Source organism: Stieleria sp. (genome assembly GCF_041595215.1).
Lineage (GTDB): Bacteria > Planctomycetota > Planctomycetia > Pirellulales > Pirellulaceae > Stieleria > Stieleria magnilauensis.
Genome location: NZ_JBFHKV010000353.1, coordinates 1 through 7,512 on the forward strand (window position 1 = coordinate 1; position 7,512 = coordinate 7,512).

The window sequence follows — 7,512 nt, forward strand, 5'->3', positions numbered from 1 at the left end:
TGGGTGTCGTTGACAACCATCTTGACACGCTTTTCTTGAAGATCGTTCCAGTAACAAATGATGATCCCCGACTTGGCGTAGACCAACGACTCAGCCTCGTTTTCCGCCTCACCGACCAGGACCACCGGTTGCCCCGTGGTTTTCTGCAAGGCCGCTTCGACCCGTGCCTGTGCCGTTTCCCCGAGCACCCCGGGCGCGGAAGAACGTGAGATAAATAAAATGTGACACGGACTGTAGCTGTTTTGAAACTCAGCGACCGAGCTGTACTGGATGACTTTGATCGGCTTACGCTGGATCGTATCGGTCGTGATTCTTGTCGATTTGATGGATGCTCCATTGCCAACCGGGCGGATGTAGGCTCCGAAGGGATTGTTTCCCAGCACACCGATCACGAAATCTTTGTCGGCTCCCTTAAACGGCTGCTTCGGCCATTGAATCAAGCCGCCCAAGAAATAAAACCAACCGGCTTTGATGTCGTATTCGTTCTGCGGCGCCGGCTGTTGGGCATCGAGGGAACGCGCATCGATCAGCAATCCACAGGTGATCAAAACGCAAAGCAATGAAAGTGAACGGCGCATGTGCAGCCTCGCGGACCTTTGTGGCGTCCGCCATTCCAAACGGTATCCGGCACCACCGCGGCGTGTGGATTGAATCAGCCGATGGACGCGAGCCCACGGACCCCGGAGCGTGTTCATGCTATTCAACTTAGTCATTGTGAACCGGCCGGGCAAGAATTCAGAGACCGTGGTGTGATGGATCACCCGCTAAAACGTTCGCTGAACCGTCAACGCGATCGCCGCCGCCTCGCTGCGGTAATAGGCTCGTCGCAACACATTGCGTTTGTTTAGATCTCGGTCGATCCAGCCGAGCACGTTGTAGAAGTCCAATCGCATCCGGCCCTGACCACAGCAAATCTTGCGTTGGATGCCGAAGTCCAGGAAGTAGCTGCCACGGAAGGCTTTCTTGTAACCCGGATCGGCCAGCGGCAGAAATCCGTTGGGCTGCGGAACGTTCGGGTCGTTGGGGTCGGTCAAGCTGGCGTTGTAATTGGCCAAGTCTTCGTCACCGGGGAAACCCCAGTAGGCACGCAGCGACCCGCTGGTGCTCCACAGATCGTTCCAGTCACGGTTGGCGTACAACTTGGTCAGCTGCGGCGACCAACTGACCAGATCGCTGCCAAAACCATACGGCTCGGCGGTGATGCCTTGGTTTCGCGTGATGTCCGGCAGTTCTCCATTGAGCAGCTGCGTGTAGGAGTGTGAGATCGACCATTGTTTGCGTTCGGTCCGCAATGAAGCCTCCAACTCCAACCCCGCGATGTCAAAATTCCCCAACACGTTCTGTCGTCGCGGCTCCGTCGTTGGATCAAATCCGATCGCCGTGTAGTGCTGGTAGAATCCGCTAGCCGCGAAGAAGCGGTGATCACAGGGACGTCGCTCGTACCGAAATTCTGCGCTTTCGTTTTCTTCATTCTCGGCGAAACTGCCCGACTGCACGAACTGTCGCCTCAAATCGCCATCGGTGCCGCGGCGGTTGGCGACCGACCAAATCGCTTTGTAGGTGTCGCGTTCGTTGGCTTCGAACACTAACGCCGTCCGCGGCGAGAGCAGCCACTCACTGTAGGTGTGCTTGTCGCTGCGGAGCCCGGCGAACGCGGTCCAACGTTCATTGAAACGCAACACATATTCGCCCAATATTGAAAACGTATCCGTTTCCCACGGGCCTTCGATGTTGTCAGGCACGCCTTCGACGTTGGCCGGCAATCCGGGATATCCTGGACTCGGCAACCCAAACCACTCGTACGAAAGCGCCGTCCCGAATGCCAGGGTGTGCCGCTCGTTGGGCGTCCATCGGGCCAGCAGACGCGTGTAAAACTCGTCCTCGCGGTTCGTGATGATCCTGCCCAGTGGGGTGTACCGTTCGAAATCGAACAGATCCCAGCTCGCCATCCACTCCACATTCAGCGTTTCGGTGCACTCAAACAAGTACTTGCCGGCAAACGTCAGCTGTTGGTAGCCGGCCTGCGACGTTTGCAAGTCGGAAAAACTCGAACCGGGAGGCGCGACGCCCACCGGATCGAACGCGATATCACGCCGATCGGGATCGATTTGTTGACCGCCACGCGTGTAGCGGACCCAGGCGTTGAGATTGCCATCGGTCACCTGTGCGTGAAACTTGTGTTTCGGCTTGGAACGGTACCCGCGGCCGTCGTCCTGGACATTGAACGTCACCGGCTCACCCGCCGTCACCGGGATGTTGTCTCGGGCAAGGAAGCTGCGACCGAACACCAAGGGCGCATCGGATTGATCGGCGCCATCTTGGGTTGCGATGCCGTAATAGACGAACACGCCCGTGTCCTCATCGAACTTGCGGCCGTAACGCAGTTCGGTCGCCGTGAATTCGTCGATGAAGCCTTGTCGGACGGTGGCGTCGAGTCCCTGGAACGTCAGACCCGTATGCGTTTGCAAGTTGATCACACCGGCGATGGCGCCCGGACCATCGGTCGCCCCGCCGGGACCACGCAGGACATCGACAAGGTGAAGGTCACCGAGCAGCGGCAGATCTCGCTCGTGATACGCACCGGACTCTCCCCGGTTGTTCATGATCCGGCCGTTGACCTTCAACAAAATCTTGTCATCGCGGTCGCTGATGATGCCTCGCATGCCCATCTTGGGACCGGTGGCCACCTGATGCACGTGCTGGAAATTGGGCACCAAAATATCCAGCAATTCGTCCAGATTGCGGGCGCCGGAGGACCAGATTGTCGGGGCACCGATGCGTGTGACCGCGGCCGGGGTGATTCGAGAGATCGCCGGAATGCCACCTCCGATCGAGATGGGAGCGATTTCGTCGATGGTGTCCAGTGTCGCCAGCGTTGCCGGCGCTTCGACGGGAACCAACAGCGGTTGCTCGGCAAAATCTTCCAGTGCAGAGAGATCAAAACCGAGCGTGTCGGCTAGCGATTGCTGGTCTTCGGCAGCCGGCTCCTCTTCGGCCGGTGACTCGGAGTCGGCATCCGCAGCGTTTGCGTTGTCTGATTTCCCGGCGTCCTGTCCGTCGTCGGTCAGCGGCTCCACCGTCGCCGGCACCAGTTCGGCAGGCGGTGATTGACCGCCCTCGGCCAGTTGACCGATGGCCGTCAATCCGAGTCGCTCGGGTGCCGGTTCCTGTCCGACCGACCAAGTCTCCAGGCTCAACCCGAGACAGCACAGTGCGGCGAGCGTCGTTCGTTTCATGAGACGGGCGTACCAAAAGGCGCGGAAAAGAATGCATTCCCCTGGTAGTCTGGTCGGACCCGCTGACGGAAATATTGAGTATTCCGCCTACCGCCCTTAAATCTTACTATGGCGTGCCCCCTGGCCCCGTGCTCTGTCCAGATTTGAAATCTGGGTTGCGTTGGTCGAGCGGAAAAGGGGTCAGGCCGTAACTTGCGGAACGATGAAACGATTACTGGGCCCACGGATGGCAGCGCGAACCCACGGATATTTTGCACCCAGTCATCCGTGGGTTCGCGCTGCTATCCGTGGGTGTTATTTGCAATGGATAGCCCGGTAAGCTTGCTGGAGTGCTACCCCCGAAATTAAGTGTGGGCGAAGCTTTAGATCTTCATTCGGCCTGTGCTGTCCCCAATTGAATCGGCCGGCGTGCCCATCAGGTCCAGCATGGTCAGGAACAGATTCGCCATCGGGCATTCTTTCCCGGCATCGACGTAACGCCCCGTTTCAATCTGTCCCGCCGCGCTGCCGGCGAGCACGATCGGCAAATCTTCGTGCCGGTGCCGGTTGCCGTCACTGATACCGCTTCCGTAGAGCACCATCGATTGGTCCAGCAGCGAGCCGCCGGCGTCTTGGGTGGCCTCCAGCTTTTTCAGGAAATACGCGTATTGCTCGACCAGGTAGTGATCGATCTTACGAAGATTCTCGACCAGTTCCGGCTTGTCTCGGTGGTGGCTCATTCCGTGGTGCCCGTCGCTGACTCCGATCTCGGTGTAGCGTCGGTTGCCTCCGGCGTTGTCCAACATCAGCGTCGCAACCCGGGTGGTGTCGGTTTGAAACGCCAGGACCATCAGATCGAACATTAGCCGGGCGTGTTCGCGGAACGATTCGACGCGGCCGAAGGGGATCTCGATGTCCGGTAGTGCCGCGGCGTCTTCTTGCTCGGTGCGTTCGATCCGCTGTTCGATCTCCCGAACCCCTGTGAAATACTCGTCCATCTTGCGCAAGTCGGACCTGCCGAGCTGCTTCATCAGCCGTTGGGCGTCGCCACGAACGACATCGAGCACACTCTTGCGGATCCGGTTGGCTTCTCGCCGCTCGGCCAAATCACCACTGCCGAACATCCGCTCGAATGCCAGCCGTGGAATCGTTTCCTTGGGCATCGGTTGCGTTTCATTTCGCCAGGAAATGTTGCTGCTGTAGGCACAGCTGTAACCGGAATCACAACTGCCGGCGTTGCGGCTGCCTTCGAGTCCGAGTTCGATCGAAGGCAGACGGGTTTGACCGGCCAATTGCGCCGCGGCGATCTGGTCGACCGAGACGCCCAAGCGGATGTTGCCGCTGGTTTTCAGCGGGCGTGCCGCGGTCAAGAACGTTGCACCACAGCGGGCGTGGTCGCCGGCGCCGTCTTTGTAGCCGCGCCCGTTGTCATGGGTCAGATTGGAGATCACGTTCAGCTTGTGCTTCAGTGGCGCCAACGGCTGCAGTGTCTCGCTGCATTCCCAATCGGTCGGCTCGCCGGACGGACCGACGATCGGTTTCCACTGCGGCATGATCACGCCGTTGGGCACGAAGATACAGGCCATCCGAACCGGCCGCGGCATCGAATCGGGCGACGCAAACGCGCTGCGTGCCATCGGCGTCATCGCCTCCAGCAAGGGCAGGCCCAGGACGGCCGCCGATCCCCGCAGGACAGTTCGGCGATCGACCTTCTTGCGCTGAATCATTTGTGGTCTCGACTTCATCGTTCGGTCCTCTGTTGATGGATTCGTTACCGGCTGCCAGCGTCGGCGTCGAAAGTTTGGAATCGGAATTGGCGGCTGGTCACCACTTCGGTGACTAGATCCGCCAGACGGAATTGGTTGCCGCGTGTGTGTTCGAGAATCTCGTCGATCGTGCAGCGGTCGTCAGGGGTCAGTTCGCGGCCGATCGCAAAGGTCAGCAGCCGTTCGGCCAACGTCCGCGCCAGCCCTTCGACTTCGGTCTCGGCCAACATGCCGCTCAGCTGAGCGCCACCGTTGAACGACCGACCGTCGGGCAAGGCACCGCTGGCGTCGATCGGTTTGCCACCCTCTTCGGTTCGATACTGGCCGATGGCGTCATAGTCATCCAATCCGAAGCCCAATTGGTCCATCACTCGGTGGCATGAGGCGCAGGAGGGGCTTTGACGGTGCAATTCAAGTTGTTCGCGCAGTGTCGCGTTTTCGCCGGCCGCTTTCGCATCGTCCAGTTCGGGAACGCCGGCCGGTGGATCCGGGGCTTTCGTTCCCAACACGTTTTCGAGAATCCATTTCCCACGCAACACCGGGCTGGTGCGGTTCGGCGTACTGGTCAGTGTCAACACGCTGCCGTGGGAAAGCAAGCCTCGACGGGGAGTGCCGGACAGCGACACCTTTTCAAACGGTTCACCGCTAAACGTTAAACCGTAGTGCTCGGCCAGGGTTTCGTTGACGAACGTGTAATCGGCGGTCAGAAACTCACTGATCGGCAGGTTGTTCCGCAGGATGTGCAGAAACAGCGATTCAGTTTCGCGCACCATTGCCGATTTCAAATCCTGGTCAAAGGTGGGAAAGCGTTTGCCATCGGCTTCGTGCTCGACCAGATTTCTCAATCCCAACCACTGGGCGGCAAAGTCCGTTGCCAATGCATCGGCTTTTTGATCCGCCAGCATCCGACCGACGTGACGCTTTAACCGCTCCAGGTCCAATTCGTTGCGATCGGCTTGGTCCAACAGCGTTTGATCCGGAGTACTGCTCCACAGGAAATACGACAATCGGGTCGCCAACTGGTGCGGCGACAGTGGAATGTCACCGAAGGAATTGGGTTGGCTGTCCGGCGGCGGCGTTTCGACCCGGAACAAGAAACGCGGACTGACCAGAATCGCCGACAATGCGATTTGTGTTCCCCGGTGAAACGATGCGCCCTCTTTGACCGACTGCTCGACCAACTGGGCATACGGCCGCACCTCGTCTTCGGTCACCGGGCCGCGAAAGACTTGTTCCATCAAGGGCTGCAAGTTCTTCATTGCTGTCTTGGCGACGTCGCTATACCGGTCGCGTTTCTTGGGTGCGACGTGGCGAACGATCTGAAACTGTTTGGGCGGATACGCGTCCCTCGGATGCTCTCTCGGACCGCTGACGCGAAACGAACGAAACATGAACGGATAGCTGTCCGAATCGATGTCCCCGTCTGGTGAAACCGGTTTGCCACGCTTGGCGAGAATCGACTTGACGCGTTCCGGATCCATCGTCGTGACCGATTCAAATTTCGTTTCACCGACGACCAGCTTTCGATCGTCCAACACGGGCACGAAAATCAGCCGATGTTTGCCCTGAGTCAATTCGATGGTCTCCTGCATCGAATCAGAACTGCCCCCGCCGCCGAAATAGTCCAGCTCGTCGCTCGCCAACAGCTTGCCCTGCTCGTCGCAGATCGCAACCTTGGCCTTGCCGTGTGACTTGGATGTCGTCCCGCCACGGACGTCGATGCGGTATTGGCCGTCGAACGGTGCGTCCAAATCGATCCAAGCAAAACTATCGCGGTCAACAAACCGACCGCTGAAACGGCCGATCTTCGGATCGCCATAGATCGGCAACTGGTCGCCGGGCAGCTCCAGACGAAGTTCGGGCAAGTCAGCCGGATCGATCATCACGTTCTGCGAAACAAACTCCGCCGCTTCGATCAGCTTTTCGATCAACATCGGGCTCAGCGAAAGCACATCACCGTTGTTGTCGAACCCCGCACCGACTTCATCGGACGGAAAACGGTCGGCCGGTCGCAGGTCGAGCCCGAACAGGTCGCGGATGGTGTTGTTGTACTCGCTGCGATTGAGCCGGCGAACGGTGACCTTGCCCGCACGCGGGGTCAGATCACAGGTCGACGAATACATCGTTGCCTCAAGCGACGCGACCAGCGATTTACGCTCCTCGATCTCCGGCGTGTCGTAGTCCTCCGGCGGCATCGCGCCGAATCGGACCATCTCCAGCACCCGTTTCACCTCGGCCGAGGTCAGGTCACTGAGCGTTTCGAACGGACTGAGATCCAAACCGCCTTCCTGGACGTCTTCGTTGTGACAGTCGACGCAATAAGCCTGCATCAACGGCAATCCGGTCGCCTGCCAATTCGCCAGCGCGTCCGGCGTCGCGGATTCCGATGGCGGTGTCGGTTCCTCGGTTTGCGTTGCGTCCACGGGTGGGGCTGCGACGACACCCTGTCCGCCGGCCCATCGAAAGCCGAGCCCTGACAACAGGACGACCAACAAGCTTAGACGTGCGGCAAATCGAACGTGGGACGAGAA

General features: G+C 59.2%; 4 protein-coding genes. All 4 read right to left on the reverse strand.

The genetic code is table 11. The annotated features are described in order from the left end of the window. A partial coding sequence (locus ABX749_RS14955) for a YfiR family protein (protein ID WP_372896677.1) occupies positions 1-578 on the reverse strand: 578 nt, incomplete at its 3' end. 186 nt (positions 579-764) lie between these two features. Then, positions 765-3,236: a TonB-dependent receptor plug domain-containing protein gene (locus ABX749_RS14960; protein WP_372896678.1), complete on the reverse strand. Its 2,472-nt coding sequence runs from the start codon at positions 3,234-3,236 to the stop codon at positions 765-767. Between the two features lie 362 nt (positions 3,237-3,598). Continuing rightward, on the reverse strand, positions 3,599-4,942 hold the full coding sequence (locus ABX749_RS14965; RefSeq protein WP_372896679.1) for a DUF1552 domain-containing protein: 1,344 nt from the start codon (positions 4,940-4,942) through the stop codon (positions 3,599-3,601). A gap of 44 nt (positions 4,943-4,986) precedes the next feature. Further along, positions 4,987-7,512: DUF1592 domain-containing protein (locus ABX749_RS14970; RefSeq protein WP_372896680.1), on the reverse strand; the 2,526-nt coding region annotated here is incomplete at its 5' end.

Excerpts from the sequence above, each read along its gene's own strand:
- ABX749_RS14960 (WP_372896678.1), bottom strand. The coding sequence starts at position 3,236 with ATGAAACGAACGACGCTCGCCGCACTGTGCTGTCTCGGGTTGAGCCTG.
- ABX749_RS14965 (WP_372896679.1), bottom strand. The coding sequence starts at position 4,942 with ATGATTCAGCGCAAGAAGGTCGATCGCCGAACTGTCCTGCGGGGATCG.